We start from the raw sequence: 14917 nt of genomic DNA on the forward strand, positions 1-14917 counted from the left end.
AAATGGATAATTTATTTGACTTGAACATTGAAAAAGTTCTTGAGCATTGGGGTGTTGAGCATGCAATTCGAGAAATAATTGCCAATGCTTTGGACGAAATGACTTTAACAGGGACGAAAGAAATCGAGATTTCTTATTCTGATGGTGTGTGTCATATTAGAGACTACGGACGCGGGTTGCAATACATACATTTTACTCAGAATGAAAACAAAGAAAAACTTGTTGCAACTAACTTGATTGGTAAATTTGGCGTGGGATTGAAAGACGCACTTGGCGTATTTTACAGAAACCATATCGGAGTTACAATCCATTCCAAATACTCAACTATATCTCTTACTATGGCTGAAAAGGCAGGATTTGACATACAAACTTTGCACGCAGTCTTTTTTGAACCCAAGTATCCTACAATGGTAGGCACAGATGTAGTGCTTACTGGTGTAAAACAAGCTGACCTGCAAAAAGCGAAATCTATGTTTTTGGTATTTAATAGTGATTTGGAACTTTTGGAAAAAACAAATTATGGCGAAGTATATACAAATAAAGGTGATGGTAAGTCTTTCATATATGCCAACGGTGTCCAAATAGCTTCAGAAGATAATTTCCTATTTAGCTACAATATTACAAGCATGAATGCGCAAATGAAGAAAGCTCTAAACCGTGAAAGATCAAATTTGGGGCGTACTGCTTATTCGGAAACAATAAAAAATATTTTGAAGAACTGCGTTTCTACCAAAGTCATGCGACCGCTCGTTGCCGACATAGGGAATGTAATGACTGGGGCAAATAAAGACGAAACAGGATGGGTTGATATTGCAGCCTATGCAGCGAAGACTCTAAACAAATCCGGAAATGTAGTTTTTATGACACCATCTGAGCGGGCACAACTTACAAATGATCAAGTCGAGATATTAGCGCACAGCGGAAGAGAACTCATCATGGTAACTGATGCAGTATTCGGGAAAATATCAGATGTTGTTAATACATTTAAGACTGTATCCGATGAATATAGGCAGGGATACAAATACAGATTTATTGAGTACAAAAACTTAACAGGTGATGAAAAAGAAACTTTTGACCTTGTAACACCAATTACTGAACTCGTTAATAAGAAATACAGGAGAAAGATACCAAGCATTAAAATTTCCGAGACTATTCGTATGGATGAATTTGGCTTTGTAACTCATGGCATATGGGATCCGGCAGAGAATGCTATAATCATCAAGAGAAGTATTTTGAAGTCTAAAGAAACATTTGCCGGCGTGCTTATGCACGAATTTGCACATTATGTATCTGGTTATGCAGATAACACACGAGATTTTGAAAATGTGCTTACAGAGATGCTTGGCTTTGTCTATAGCGAGTTAAGTATTAAGGGGGAGAAACCAAAGAAGGTTGGTTTGTTCAAAAGATGGTAAATAGTGAGAGGGGCAGGAACCATTATGGTTCCTGCCTCTTATTATGTCTTCTGATGAATAAATCTACATTGAAGTTGGCTACCCAAGCAGTAGCAACAATTAACTTAAAAGGGAGAAATTTTTTAAGGACCGGATGTGAACACGAATATTTGTGCTGGACGGACCTGAAAATATGCGGGAGTTCAGGCAGTAAAAAACCCGTCCCGCCTTTTGGCGGGACGGGTTTGATTTTGGAAGACACTGCAGCTTACAGCTTCTGGAGCCGGGCAGCGCGCTTCTTGCCGTACCAGACAACGATGCCAACATAGGCCACAGCAGCGCAGACACCGATAATGTAAGCGGGCGTCCAGGGAATATGGAAGCCGATCTGCGCGTTGGCGATGTAGGTCACTGTGACGAAGGTGTACCAGGCAGCGGGGATCAGGGGGATCCACACCCACTTGGCCTTGCTGTTCTCGAACATCCACACAGAGATGCCAAGGAATGCGAACAGGGACAGGGTCTGGTTGGACCATGCGAAGTAACGCCATAGGGTGTTGAAGCCGCTGGGGCTGCTCTTTGCGAAGACCAGGATCACAGCCACCAGCGCAAAGATGATGGCGGACAGGCCCAGGCGCTTGGCCTTGGAGCTCTGGTCGATGTGCAGGGACTCAGAAACAGACAGGCGCAGGGAGCGCAGCGCGGTATCGCCGGAGGTGATGGGCAGAACAATAACGCCCAGCAGAGCGATGATGCCGCCCACAGGCCCCAGGATATCCTTGCAGATCACGCCGATGGTGCCGGTAGCCAGAGAGGCATTGACCTCCTGCAGGCCCAGGTTGTACACACCCATGGCGGCGGCGGCCCAGATCATGGCGATGAAGCCCTCGAGGACCATCATATTGTAGAAGGTCATGCGGCCCTGCCGCTCGCTCTTCATGGTGCGGGAGATGATAGCGGTCTGCGTGGAGTGGAAGCCGGAGAGAATGCCGCAGGCCACGGTGATGAAGAAGATGGGGATGAAGTGGTTGGCGTCAAAGTACTGACCATAGCTGAAGGCCGCCTGCTCACCGGTGGCTGCATCAACAGCCCACGCGTCGAACGCGATGCCATGCCAGTCATCCCACAGGTTCAGCAGGGGATAGCCCTTGACGAACAGGCCGATGAACACACCCACGGCGGAGAACAGCAGGATGGCGCCGAAGATGGGATAAATGCGGCCGATGATGGCGTCGATGGGGAACACGGTGGCAATCAGATAGTAGACGAAGATAACACCGTAGATGATCCAGGTGGTGGGATCATTCACCGCGCCGGAGAAGCCGAAGACCTGGGTGGCGGCGATGTCGCCGGGGGTATAGATGAACACCGCGCCGACCAGCAGCAGCAACACGCTCAGGAAGATGTTATAGACGGTAAAGACACCCTTGTTGGAGTATCTGCGGACCATGTCCGGCATCTGGGTGCCGCCGTCGCGGAGGCAGATCATGCCGGAGAAATAGTCGTGCATAGCGCCGCCGATTACGTTGCCGATGGGGATGGTGATGAATGCGATGGGCCCGAACAGGATGCCCTGAATGGGTCCGATGATGGGGCCGGTGCCTGCGATATTCAGCAGGTTGATGAGGCTGTTCTTCCATCCCCGCATGGGAACGTAGTCCACGCCGTCCTGCTTGGAATAAGCGGGCGTCTCCCGGTCATCGGGGCCGAAGACCTTTTCGCAGAACTTGCCATAGATGGCTGCGCCTACGAACAAGACCACGAGGCCGATCAAGAAAGTTGCCATAAAAACACACACTCCTTTTCCTTAACCCGCGGCCAGGTCCTCGATTTGGACACGCGGGCTTCTGGCTATAAGCATAGCAGATTTTTGGCCGCATAAGCGTTAAAAAATAGTTCACGGAAATTAAGATGTCGCTAAGAAAACGACAGCCTTATCAAGAATGCGCTTACTTTTGGGGAGCGATGCACAAAAAGCGCATGAAGAAGCCCGGTTGGGAGCTCTTCATGCGCCTGTGCGGACGGCGGAGCGGATCAGCTGCCCTCCGCCATGCGGTAGCCGACGCCCATCTCTGTGAAGAGATACTCCGGCTCGGCGGGATTTTTTTCGATCTTCCGGCGGATGTTGGCCATGTTTACCCGGAGAATCTGGTTGTCGCCGCTGGCCCGGGGGCCCCACAGCTCCTTGATGATGAAATCATACGTCAGAACCTTGCCAGCGTATTTGCCCAGCAGGGCCACGATGCGGAACTCGCTGAGGGTGAGGTGGACATTCTCACCGCGGACACGGACCTGGTGCTTATTGTAGTCGATGACCAGTTCTCCCACTGTATAGGTGCCGTTCCGGGCGATTTCGTCATTACCGGAGATGGTGCGGGTGTGGCGGATCGCGGTGCGGACCCGGGCCAGGAGTTCGTCCGTGCCGAAGGGCTTGGTGAGGTAGTCATCCGCCCCCAGATCCAATGCGGCGACCTTGTCCCGCTCATGGGAGCGGGCGGAGACCACCACCACCGGCAGGCTGGACCAGCTGCGCAGGCTGCGGAGGATGTCCAGACCATCCATGTCCGGCAGGCCGAGGTCCAGAATGACCAGGTCGGGACAGTGGGAGGAGATCATGGAAAGCGCCTCCTCGCCGGTCTGGGCCTGCATGGCTTCATAGCCGTTGTTGTTGAGGACCGTGGAAATGAAGTGCGAGATGCTCTTCTCGTCCTCAATTACCAGAATTTTTTCACGAATCGTCATGATACTTCCTCCTTAGTGAGCGGCAGGCAGAAGGAAAATTCCGCCCCGGACTCCAGATTTTTTGCTTCCAATGTGCCGCCGTGGGCACGGATGATAGCCATGCAGACCGATAGGCCCAACCCCATGTTCCGCTTTCCGTCGCCGGGGGACGAGTCCTCACAGCGAAGCGCACCGCTGAACAGGGTGTGCAGTTTCTGGGGGGGAATGCCCTGGCCGTTGTCCTGCACGTAAAAGCGGGCCCAGGGGCCATCCCGCTGCGCGGACAGGGCGATGTGCGTGGTGGTTCCGCCGTGGAACACGGCGTTCTCCATCAGATTGGACAGGACCTGCATGATGAGGATGGCGTCCATGGGGACCAGGAGCAGCTCATCCGGCACGTGGACCTCCACGGACACGGCGGGAAACCGTTTTCGGAATTTGCGGACCGCCTCGTCCAGGACTTCCTCCGCAGCCTCCGGCTCCTTGGTGATTTTGGCCGATTCGTTGCCGATCCGGGTGATGGAGAGCAGATTTTCCACCACGCGGATGAGCCACTGGGCGTCATCCCGCACATCCACCAGAAGGGACTGCTGTTCGGCCGGGGAGAGGGCGGGATTTTCCAAAATGGCGGAGGTGGCACCCATGATAGAGGTCAGAGGGGTGCGAATGTCGTGGGAGACGGAGCGGAGCAGATCCGCCCGCATCTTCACCTTTTCGTTTTCCATCCGGAGGCGGTCCTGCTCCTTGGTCTTGGTGGTCAGGGTGCTGGTGACCAGCGAGACCACCAGAAAGGTGAACATTGTCAGCGGATAGCCGGAAATGGTGAAGTTAAACGCCATATAGGGATATGTAAACACATAGTTGACGCCGATGACACCCAGCACCGCCGCAATCAGCCCGAAGAGATATCCGCTGGTGAAGCGGGAGATCAGGAGCACGGCCAGCACATAGACCGGAGAGGCAAAGCCGTCGATGGTGTCCGCCGTCTGGTGCAGAAGGGCGCAGGCCCCCGTGGCGCATAGAAGAATGGCGGCGGAGACCAGAAGGTCGCGCCAGGAGAAGGAAAAGGTACGCTTCAAACTGGAACGGGTGATCTTCACAGCAGGTCCTCCTTACATCTGTGGGGCTTGAAACATTATTATAGCAGAAAGAGGTGTTAAGATTCCACTAAAAAACGTTAAAGAACATAGGCGGGAAACCTGTGGATTTTTGCATACGTTTAACAAGCCCCAAATGGACCTTGTCAGCGGTTGAACAACGGAATGCGTATAATAATGGATGGCAGGGAGCTGCCGAAAAACAAAAGGAGTGTGTATCAGTATGGAGGAAAGACTCAAAACATATCTGCGGCCGGGAGAGCAGGTCCGCTGGCAGGGCCGTCCCGCCCCGTTTTCGCTTCTGGAGGCAGAGGCAAAAAAGCAGATCCTGCTGAAGTGGGGACTGACGGTGGCACTGGGCGGCGGGCTGCTGGCCGTGTATCTTTCCAGGACCGAGGCGCCCAGTATGGGATTTATCGGCCTGGTGCTGCTGGTGGCTGCGGTGATTCTGATCTCGCCCGTGGCGGAGCGCCGGAACCTCATGGGGGAGCAGTATTGGATCACCAACCAGCGGGCCATTCTGATGACCCGGGACAAAACGTTTTTCTACATGGAACTGTCTGACATCGACGATCTTCAGGTAGTGGGTGGAACCACAAAGGGAAAGAGCTTGGTTCTGGGCAGATGCCTGTTTGAGGAGGCCAAGAAGCTGCTCCGCTGGCGGGCCTGCCATCCCAAGGTCGACGTCCAGAGCCATGACGAGACGGACCGGGCCCTGGGGATGATTTTCTATGGCGTCCAGGGAGCCGAAGCGGCGGCGGAGCTGCTGCGGCAGGGCAGAGACGGCGAGGCAGCCTGACCGGCTCCAACCGGCGGCTCACCCAGCCATACAATTGAATCTGGAGCGCAACACGCTGTACCGCGGGGATCTCCTGCCCGCGGTACAGCGTTTTTTTATTATTAAGTCAAAAGAGATGCCCGGCGGCGTGCAACTTTTGGCCGGAAGGCGGTTATTATCGAACGACTGAGAAAGGAGGTACGCGTCCTTGGAGAAATTGAAGGGGCAGGCCGAAGCATTCTGCCGGAAGTATCTCCAGTGCATGGACCCGGACCAGGCAGCGGCAATGGCTGGCTGCGCCGATGGATACGCCGTGCTGGAGACGAAGATGGTGCGCAGGCGGCTGGAGCGGATGCGGGAGGCAGCGGCTGGGCAGGTGCACCGGGAGGATGTGGTACGGCGTCTGGCCCAGCTGGCTTTCGGCCGGGTGAATGATGCGGCGCGGCTGGCCCTGCACAGCGAAGAGGCGGATTTGGAGACGCTGGATCTGTCTGCCGTGGCGGAGCTGAAGGTGACGGACAAGGGCGGCGTGGAAGTGAAGCTTATTGACCGCATCCGGGCTCTGGAGGCTCTGTACGGACTCCTGAGCGAGGAAAAGGCGGAGGGGGCCGGAGAGCTGTACCGGGTGCTGACGGAAGCTGCCGGGGAGGAAGGAGGGTGGGACGACGGCTGAGATCATGCGGTTTTCCCAAAAGCAGCGAAGGGTGCTGACCTGGTGGTGCCGCCCGGGAGATTGGGAGGCCATCATCTGCGACGGGGCCGTCCGCAGCGGCAAGACCTTCTCCATGGGGCTCTCCTTCTTCCTCTGGGCCATGGCCAGGTTCAACGGACGGCAGCTGGGACTGTGCGGAAAGACCATCACCTCCCTGCGGCGGAACCTGCTGGCGGAGCTGGTGCCCTATCTGCGGCGGCTGGGCTTCGACTGCTGGGAGCGGCGGTCGGAGAACCTGCTGACCGTGCGGCTGGGGGGCCATGAAAACCATTTCCTGCTCTTTGGCGGGCGGGACGAGTCCAGCGCGGCGCTGATCCAGGGCAGCACCCTGGCGGGGGTGCTGCTGGACGAGGCGGCCCTGATGCCCCGGAGCTTTGTGGAGCAGGCCGTCGCCCGGTGCAGCGTGGCGGGGAGCCGCCTGTGGTTCAACTGCAATCCGGAGAACCCTCAGCACTGGTTTTACCGAGAGTGGATTTTGAGGGCGCGGGAACGGCGGGCCCTGTACCTTCATTTCACCATGGAGGACAACCCCGCCCTGTCGCCCCGGATCCGGGCCCGCTATCGCAGCGCCTACTCCGGCGTTTTTTACCGGCGATTCGTGCTGGGGGAGTGGACAGCCGCCCAGGGGCGGGTGTACGACTTCTTCGACCGGGACCGGGACAGCGTGCCTGTGCCGGAGGGAGATTTTCAGGAGTGGCGGATTTCTGTGGATTACGGCACCGCCAACCCGGCCTCCTTCGGCCTGTGGGGCCGGCAGGGAGAGATCTGGTACCGGGTGGGAGAGTTCTACTACGACTCCCGCCGGGAGGGACGGCAGAAGACCGACGCAGAGTATGTCCGGGACCTGCGGGAGCTGGCGGAGGGCAGGGAGATCACAAGGGTGATCGTGGACCCGTCGGCGGCAAGTTTCATCGAGGCGCTGCGGCGGGAGGGATTCCGGGTGGTCCGGGCGGACAACGATGTGGCCGACGGCATCCGGGTGACGGCGGACCTGCTGAAGCGGCGGCGGATCATGATCTGCGGCGCTTGCGCCGACTGCCTGCGGGAGATGGAAACGTACTGCTGGGACGACAAGGGGCGGCGGGACGCTCCGAAAAAGGAGCAGGACCACGCCATGGACGATCTGCGGTACTTCGCTATGGATCTGGCGGCGGAAGAGCAGAATGGCTTTGCGGCCACCTGGGTGGAGAGACGGGCCTGAGGGACCGCGGTAAGGAATGGACGGGAGGTTTGGAAGTTGAAGTGGTTTCGGAAACAGACGGCGCCGGCGGGAGCGTCGGTCCAGCTGCGGGAGACGGGATACCACCCATTTGGACTGCTGGGGCAGTATGTGCCCATGCGCAGTGGGGAGATCCGGCTGTACCGGGCAGTACGGGAGGCGGTGCCGGTGGTGGACGCCGCCATCTACAAGCTGATCCGGATGGTGGGCGGTGTGACGGCGGCCTGTTCCGACCCGGCGGCAGAGCGGGGGCTGGGGGAATTCCTCCGCACGGTCCCGGCTGGACGGGGGCAGTATGGGGTCGATGCCTTTCTGGAGGGCTACCTGGACGCTCTGCTGACCTGCGGGCGAGCCATCGGGGAGATCGTGCCCGCAGCAGGAAACCGGGAGATTGCGGCCGTGCTGTGGGGCCGGGTGGAGGATATTGAGATTCGGGAGGGAGACCATCCCCTGGCATTTACAATCTGCGGCCCCGACGAGCAGGGGCGGATGGGGCCGCTGCCCTGTCAGGACTTGCTGCTGTTCACGCCTCTGAATCCTGAGGCGGACAGCCCCTATGGCGTGTCCCTTCTGCGGGGGCTCCCGTTTTTGACGGATATCCTGATGAAGATCTACCACACCATCGGGATTAACTGGGAGCGATGCGGCAGCCTGCGCTTCGCCGTCACCTGCCGGGACGGCGGAAACGGCCAAGCGGAGGAGCGGAGCCGGATGCTGGCAGGAGAGTGGTCCCGGGCCATGCAGGATACCAGGAGCGGCAGCGTGCGGGACTTTGTGGCTGTGGGAGATGTGGATATCCAGGTCATCGGCGCTGACGCGCCCGTCCTGGACAGCGAGGTGCCGGTGCGGCAGATTTTGGAACAGGTGGTGGCCAAGACGGGGATCCCGCCCTTTATGCTGGGACTGAGCTGGAGCTCCACGGAGCGGATGAGCTCCCAGCAGGCGGACATGCTCACCACGGAGATCACGGCCATCCGGCGGACCATTACGCCGGTGGTGGAGCGGATCTGCCGGCTGTGGCTGCGGATGCACGGGTATACTTGCGGCTTTGAAGTCCTGTGGGAGGACATCAACCTCCAGGACGAGGTGGAGGACGCCCGTGCGGCCCTCTATCTGGAGCAGGCGCGGAAGCTGCGGCTTGAGAACGACGCGGCGGAGGCGGCCGCGTTCCATACAAGGAGAGAGGTATGAAAGAACTCGAAAAAAATCTGGAGGCAACGGGAGGCGTGCCGGCGGAGGCAGAGCTGGCGGCGATCAACCGCTTTGCCAAGTCACCCCTGCGGGCAGAGGAGGTGTACACCTTTTCCCTGCGGCTGTGCGACAACGAGGTGGACCGGGACTGGGAGCGGTTCGATACGGCGGCGCTCAACACACTGGGCGACCTGTTCGTGGGGAAGAGCGGCATCTTTGACCACCAGTGGACGGCGGAGGGGCAGACCGCCCGCATCTACCGGACGGAGATGGTGCGGGAGGGCGCCCAGGTGACCGCGGTAGGGGACGGCTACTGCTGGCTGAAGGCCTGGGCTTATCTGCTGCGGACGGAGAAAAACGCGGATCTGATCGCGGAGATCGAGGGAGGCATCAAGCGGGAGGTCAGCGTAGGGTGCAGCGTGGCCCGGCGGGTGTGCTCCATCTGCGGCGCAGAGGGCGGCACCTGCCAGCACACGCCAGGGCAGCGGTACGGGGAGCAGCTGTGCTACCTGGAGCTGCGGGATCCCACCGACGCATACGAGTGGTCCTTCGTGGCGGTGCCAGCCCAGCGGAAGGCGGGGGTCCTGAAGCGGTACGGCCACGAGAACCAGGGGATGGCACAGCTGAGGGCCCAGGCGGAGCTGGGGCGGAAATACCTGCGGGAGCTGCGGCGGGAGGTGACGCGGCTTGCCATGCTGGCGGACGACAGCATGGACGGCGGCGCCCTGGCCAAGGCGGCGGAGCATCTGGAGGAGCCGGAGTTGCTGGAGCTGAAGCGGGTCTACGGGGCCCAGGCAGCCCGCCGGTTCCCGCCTGTGCCGCAGCTGCGGAGCCGGGGAGCGGCAAAAACAGAGGACGAGACAGAATTTCTGATCTAAGGGAGGATGAAGCATGAAGCTTTCTTATGAGGGGATCGGCCAGTGGGCCGCCACCTTCGCCTGTGATGATCTGGCGGAGGGGGAGCTGGTGAAGGTCAGTGCCAACGGCACGGTGGCCGCCTGCGCGGCGGGCGACGATTTCTGCGGCATGGTGCTTTCTGTCGGCCGGGGCGGCGACGCCTGCGCCGTGGCCCTGGGCGGCATGGTCACCGCCGGGTACACCGTACCGGCAGAAGGAGCGGCACCGGCCCTGGGCTGGAGCGGCCTCAGCGCCGACGGCGAGGGCGGCGTCCAGGCGGACGCGGACGGCAGCACCTATCTGGTGGTGGATGTGGACACCACCGCCAAGACCGTGACCTTTGTACTGTGAGGAGGAGAGAGACGATGGCATATCATTTTGAGAACATCAAGCTGGAAAAGGGAATGTACGGCCGCAGCAGCCGAAGCTTTTCCCAGGCCCTGGAGGAGCTGGACCCCAGCGAACACTACCGGGGTACGCCTCTGGAGGGGCTGGACGCCTTTCAGCGGCAGCTGAAGCGCTTTGACATCCATGTAAAGGGCGCGGGCAGCGACATGGTAGAGAAGTTCTTCCACACCTCCGACTCCGCCGTGCTGTTCCCGGAGTTCGTCTCCCGGGTGGTGCGGCAGGGGATGGAGGAAGAGAGCATCCTGCCGGCCATCACCGCCACGGTGACCAAGTTCGACGGCATGGACTACCGGTCCATCGCCTCCGTGCCCAGCGAGGAGGACAAAAAGCTCCGCCGGGTGGAGGAGGGCGCCCGGATCCCGGAGACCACCGTCCGCACCCAGGAGAACCTGGTGCACCTCTACAAGCGGGGGCGGATGCTGGTAGCCTCCTATGAGGCTATCCGGTTCCAGCGGCTGGACCTGTTTTCTGTGACTCTGCGGCAGATCGGCGCCTACATCGGCCGGATGCACCTGGAGGACGCCATCGAGGTGCTGCGCAACGGTGACGGAAATCAGAATGCCGCACAGCAGTACACCATCGGCACGAAGCCTATCACCGGAACCAAGGGGACGCTGACCTATGACGCCCTGCTGGAGTTCTGGAGCCAGTTCGACCCCTACACCATGAACACCATGCTGGTGGGCAGCGACGTGATGCTGGCCATGCTGAAGCTGGATGAGTTCCAGAATCCCCTGACGGGGCTGAACTTCCAGGGCACCGGCACGTTGACCACGCCCCTGGGGGCAAAACTGCTGCGGACCTCTGCCATGCCGGCGGGGATCCTGATCGGCCTGGACAGGAACTACGCCCTGGAGCAGATCTGCGGCAGCGAGATCACGGTGGAGTATGACAAGCTCATTGACCGCCAGCTGGAGCGGGCGGCCATCACCTCCATCTCCGGATTTGCCAAGCTGTTCACGGAGGCATCCAAGGTCCTGGTGGTATGAGCGGGGCACAGGAGACGGTCCTGACCCTGGCCCGGGAACTCTCCGGGGCCGGGGAGGCGGAAGAGGCTCTGCTGGAACTGCTTTGTCAGGCGGCGGAGCAGCAGTGGGAGAAGCGGCTGCGGCCGGGAATGACGGCGGAGGACTGCGGCAAGGCGTTCCCCTGCGCCGTGGCCTTCACCGCCGCCGCGGACCTGGCGGCGGCGCGGGGCGGTGAAGGCGTGTCCGGCTTCACAGCGGGCAGCGTGTCCGTGCGGATCCGCGGCGCGGCGGAGAGCTGCGCTTTGGCGGAGAGCCTGCGGCGCACGGCGGAACGGCTGATGGCACCCTTTGCGGTGCCGGACGATTTTTGCTTTCGGGGAGTGAGAGGATGACAGACTGGGTGCGGCAGGTCCTGGAGCGATATGGACAGGATGTCACCGTGGACACGGCGGACGGAGAGCGGACCGTGCGGGCGTTTTTACAGCCGATGACGGAGCGGGATGAACGGGCCCGAAGTGACGTTACCTCCATCGGCTGGGTGGATGGGCGGCTGTGGCTGTATCTGGGGCAGACGGCCCTGGAGGAGGGGGAAGCTCTGGCCTGGGAGGCCACGCGCTTCCGGGTGCGCAGCTGCAGGCCCTACTACATTGGTAACGCGCTGTCCCACTACTGGGCGGCGCTGGAACAGGAGCGGGAGGCGGCGGAATGCGGGAGCTGAGTCAGATCCGGGATGCAGTGGTCTCCGCCCTGGCGGCGGAGGGGATGGCGGCGCTGGACGCCTATCCGGACCAGCGGGCCAGGCGGTATGGCTGCCCGGTGGCAGCGGTGGCTGTGGAGACCGCAGAGAGCCGGACCGTGGGATTCTGCAATTATCTGGGCGAGGTCTTCGATACCGAGGCCGGCGCACCGCGGGAGCTGTATGGAAAGCAGCTGGAGGCGGTGATCTCCATAGAGATCCGGGGACAGCGGGCTGCGGACTGTGAACAGGGCTGTGAGACGGCGGCGGAGGTGCTGCTGGGAAGGCTGCCCGCCGGCATCCGCCCCGGTGAGCTGAACTGGGAAGCCCTGACTTGGGAGCGGGAGACAGGGCTGTTCCTGCGGCGGGGAAGGCTCCGGTGCCGGGCGTATTTCCTGGCCCGGGCGGAAGAGGGCGACACGGTATTTTTGGACTTTCGATTGAAGGGAGCAGTGACCACTTGAGCGAGACAATGCATGAGCGGCCGGGGGTGTACTCCAGCTATGACGCGTCAACGGTGGTATCCGCCGGGCGGGCCGCCAAGGTCATTGGCGTGGCGGCCAAGGCGGTGAAGGGCACCGCCGGAGAGGTGGTGACCCTGACGGGCTATGCCGCGGGCGTGGCGGCCTTCGGCGAGGACGCAGCGGATACGCCGGGGATGAGCACCATCCTGCGGCTGCTGTTTGCCAATGGTGCCTCCACTGTGGCGGCGGTCCGGGTGGCGGAGGCCGGCGCGGTGAAGGACTACCAGGACGCCTTCGCGGCCCTGGGCGGGGAGGAGGCCCGGATTCTGGTGTGCGACAGCGCCGAGGAGACGGTGCAGCAGGCGCTGCGGACTGCGGTGGAGGATGCCTCTGCCGCCCGGATGGAGCGGATCGCCGTGGTGGGCGGCGACGGTGAGTCGGCAGCGGAGCTGGTGACCCACGCGGCGGCGCTAAACAGCGAGCGAATGGTGCTGGTGGGGCCCGATGCCCTGGACAGCGGCGGGAAGACGCTGCCCGGCGTGTTCGCCGCAGCGGCCCTGGCAGGGGTCATCGCCTCCGGACGGGACCCGGGAGTGCCGCTCAACGGGGCGGAGATCCGGGGGCTGGGGGGCCTGGGCACCGCATACACCGACAATGACATCGACCTGCTGGTGCGGGGCGGCGTGACGCCCCTGGAGAGCACGGCGGGCACAGTATCCCCGGTGCGGGGGATCACCACCCGGACCACAACCGGCGGTGCAGCGGACACCACTTGGCGGGAGCTGACCACCATCCTGATCGTGGACGATGTGATCCCGGCAGTACGGCAGGCCCTGCGCAGCAAGTTCGCCCGGGCCAAAAACACGGCCCAAAGCCGCAGCGCCATCCGCTCTCAGGTGATTGTGGAGCTGGAGAAGAAGGTGGCCGAGGAGATCATCGACAGCTATGGCGAGGTGACGGTGACGGCCTCGGAGGATGACCCCACCGTGTGTCTGGTGGAGTTCAGCTTCGCGGTGGCCCATGGGCTGAACCAGATCTATCTGACGGTCCACATCACGGTGTAAGGAGGAGACGGTATGGAAGCAACGGGATTTCCCACCAGCGCGGACATCTATCTGGAGCTGGATGGGAGAAAGATCGCGGTGGTGCAGGGCTACACCGCCCGGGCCAGCAAATCCAGCCAGAGCGTAGAGGCGTTCGGCGAGAGCGAGCCGGTGGCCACCATCGAGGGTCAGCGGAAGTACACCCTGGAGCTGACACGGCTGTACGCCACTGAGGACGCGGTGACGGACGGCATCAATTTCTATGACCTGCGGGATTTCTCCCTGGTGATCTGCAAGCCGGACCGGAAGGTCATTTACAGCAGCTGCCAGTGGAGCGCCATTCAGGAAGAGGGCCAGCTGAATGCCATGGTGGCAGAGAAGGTGACCGTGGTGGCCTCCAAGCGGATCGAGACCACGGCATGATGGAGGAACTGGACGAGCTGCGGCCGCCCACGGCCTGGCGGCTGCTGGAGATCTGGCGGGGGACCCGGGAGCTGGCAGAGGAGCCCCTGGAACGCGCCCTGCTGTGCAACGCCCAGGTGCTGGCAGAGAGCTGCCTGCGCCAGGGGAAGCCGGTGTTCCCCGACGGCGCGGCGGTCCTGACCCGGCTGACCGCCGGGGAGATGGAAACACTGCTGCGCCGTCTGGCGGGGGAGGAACCCTCCCCCGCTCCGGCGGCGGTGAACCGGGACTTTGATCAGGGGCGGTTCCAGGCGTTGAAGGAGGGCTGAGATGGAATACATCCGGGAGATGCTGCTGCGGCAGCGGACCGCCTTGGGGCGGCTGATGCTGGGCGGCGGAAGTGCGGAAGAGCCGAAGGCCGCAGCCGCCTCTCCAGCCACGGAGAGAACGTCTCCGGCAGCGCCTGCCCCATGGGAGACGGACGGGACGGCGTCTGGGACCGGCGGATGGGAGATTCGTGGGAACAGCTTCGCGGGCGCTGGGGCCGACAGGCAGACTGGCCCCACTTCGGCGGGGGAGACGCTGCGGCTGGTCCTGGCCCGGAAGCGTGCAGAATGGCAGTATACGGCCGCCTTCGGACCGGCTGGCACCGGAGAGACCGCCGATTCTGCCGGGAGGCGGAATCCCATGACGGAGGATGGCGGTCTGTCTGATGGAGGCGGGGCAACAATGCCCGGCGGAGGCGAAGCGGAGGAGACGTTCTATTTTCTGCCGGGACGCCGGGACTCCGGCGCGGCAGGAATGATGGAGAGCGCCAGGGCGCTGTCCCGCACGGTGCAGCGGGACGCCCGCCGGTATGACGGCGGATTCCCGCTGTATGACTGAGG

Annotated in this window: 18 protein-coding genes; 15 read left to right on the forward strand and 3 right to left on the reverse strand. The window is 61.0% G+C overall.

Annotation, left to right across the window (positions count from 1 at the left end):
* Positions 1-2: 2 nt before the first annotated feature.
* Positions 3-1415: an ATP-binding protein gene (locus OCV80_RS05360; protein WP_136891502.1), complete on the forward strand. Its 1413-nt coding sequence runs from the start codon at positions 3-5 to the stop codon at positions 1413-1415.
* A 247-nt stretch (positions 1416-1662) separates the two neighbouring features.
* On the opposite strand, the gene OCV80_RS05365 is transcribed toward OCV80_RS05360, so the two are convergent.
* From OCV80_RS05365 to OCV80_RS05375, 3 genes are all read right to left on the reverse strand, one after another.
* Entirely contained in the window at positions 1663-3180 is a 1518-nt protein-coding gene (locus OCV80_RS05365) for a carbon starvation CstA family protein (RefSeq protein WP_119310621.1), read from the reverse strand.
* Positions 3181-3428: 248 nt separating this feature from the next.
* Complete coding sequence (locus OCV80_RS05370; RefSeq protein WP_021748504.1) at positions 3429-4136, reverse strand: response regulator; 708 nt, start codon at positions 4134-4136, stop codon at positions 3429-3431.
* Positions 4133-5215 carry a sensor histidine kinase gene (locus OCV80_RS05375; protein WP_021748505.1) on the reverse strand — a complete coding sequence of 361 codons (1083 nt, stop codon included), beginning with the start codon at positions 5213-5215 and terminating at the stop codon, positions 4133-4135. The genes OCV80_RS05370 and OCV80_RS05375 overlap by 4 nt, the downstream gene beginning before the upstream one ends.
* Positions 5216-5435: 220 nt before the next feature.
* Here OCV80_RS05375 and OCV80_RS05380 point away from each other — a divergent pair, with 220 nt between their 5' ends.
* The 14 genes from OCV80_RS05380 (at position 5436) to OCV80_RS05445 (ending at position 14915) form a co-directional block, all read left to right on the forward strand.
* Positions 5436-6011 carry a hypothetical protein gene (locus tag OCV80_RS05380; protein ID WP_021748506.1) on the forward strand — a complete coding sequence of 192 codons (576 nt, stop codon included), beginning with the start codon at positions 5436-5438 and terminating at the stop codon, positions 6009-6011.
* A gap of 187 nt (positions 6012-6198) precedes the next feature.
* The gene (locus OCV80_RS05385; RefSeq protein WP_021748507.1) at positions 6199-6663 is read left to right on the forward strand and encodes a terminase small subunit; all 465 of its coding nucleotides are present in this window, start codon (positions 6199-6201) and stop codon (positions 6661-6663) included.
* Positions 6664-6667: 4 nt separating this feature from the next.
* Positions 6668-7903, forward strand: coding sequence for a PBSX family phage terminase large subunit (locus OCV80_RS05390; RefSeq protein WP_136891503.1), 1236 nt, complete (start codon positions 6668-6670; stop codon positions 7901-7903).
* Between the two features lie 36 nt (positions 7904-7939).
* Positions 7940-9112 (forward strand): phage portal protein, encoded by a 1173-nt coding sequence (locus OCV80_RS05395; RefSeq protein ID WP_267288260.1) that lies wholly within the window; start codon positions 7940-7942, stop codon positions 9110-9112.
* A complete protein-coding gene (locus OCV80_RS05400) occupies positions 9109-9990 on the forward strand; it encodes a hypothetical protein (protein WP_119310625.1) in 882 nt (293 codons plus the stop codon). Before OCV80_RS05395 ends, OCV80_RS05400 begins: the two co-directional genes overlap by 4 nt.
* Before the next feature lie 13 nt (positions 9991-10003).
* Complete coding sequence (locus OCV80_RS05405; protein ID WP_021748512.1) at positions 10004-10360, forward strand: hypothetical protein; 357 nt, start codon at positions 10004-10006, stop codon at positions 10358-10360.
* A 14-nt stretch (positions 10361-10374) separates the two neighbouring features.
* Positions 10375-11406 (forward strand): phage major capsid protein, encoded by a 1032-nt coding sequence (locus OCV80_RS05410; RefSeq protein ID WP_119310626.1) that lies wholly within the window; start codon positions 10375-10377, stop codon positions 11404-11406.
* Complete coding sequence (locus tag OCV80_RS05415) at positions 11403-11777, forward strand: hypothetical protein (protein ID WP_158629794.1); 375 nt, start codon at positions 11403-11405, stop codon at positions 11775-11777. Before OCV80_RS05410 ends, OCV80_RS05415 begins: the two co-directional genes overlap by 4 nt.
* Positions 11774-12103 carry a hypothetical protein gene (locus OCV80_RS05420; protein WP_025545867.1) on the forward strand — a complete coding sequence of 110 codons (330 nt, stop codon included), beginning with the start codon at positions 11774-11776 and terminating at the stop codon, positions 12101-12103. Before OCV80_RS05415 ends, OCV80_RS05420 begins: the two co-directional genes overlap by 4 nt.
* Entirely contained in the window at positions 12091-12585 is a 495-nt protein-coding gene (locus tag OCV80_RS05425; RefSeq protein WP_267288261.1) for a hypothetical protein, read from the forward strand. Before OCV80_RS05420 ends, OCV80_RS05425 begins: the two co-directional genes overlap by 13 nt.
* Positions 12582-13649: a phage tail sheath C-terminal domain-containing protein gene (locus tag OCV80_RS05430; RefSeq protein WP_119310628.1), complete on the forward strand. Its 1068-nt coding sequence runs from the start codon at positions 12582-12584 to the stop codon at positions 13647-13649. The genes OCV80_RS05425 and OCV80_RS05430 overlap by 4 nt, the downstream gene beginning before the upstream one ends.
* A gap of 12 nt (positions 13650-13661) precedes the next feature.
* Positions 13662-14051 carry a hypothetical protein gene (locus OCV80_RS05435; protein ID WP_021748518.1) on the forward strand — a complete coding sequence of 130 codons (390 nt, stop codon included), beginning with the start codon at positions 13662-13664 and terminating at the stop codon, positions 14049-14051.
* Complete coding sequence (locus OCV80_RS05440; protein WP_021748519.1) at positions 14048-14359, forward strand: hypothetical protein; 312 nt, start codon at positions 14048-14050, stop codon at positions 14357-14359. Before OCV80_RS05435 ends, OCV80_RS05440 begins: the two co-directional genes overlap by 4 nt.
* Position 14360: 1 nt before the next feature.
* Complete coding sequence (locus tag OCV80_RS05445; protein WP_267288262.1) at positions 14361-14915, forward strand: hypothetical protein; 555 nt, start codon at positions 14361-14363, stop codon at positions 14913-14915.
* Positions 14916-14917: the final 2 nt, after the last annotated feature.

This window comes from Oscillibacter acetigenes (assembly GCF_025567605.1).
Classification (GTDB): Bacteria; Bacillota; Clostridia; order Oscillospirales; family Oscillospiraceae; genus Oscillibacter; species Oscillibacter welbionis.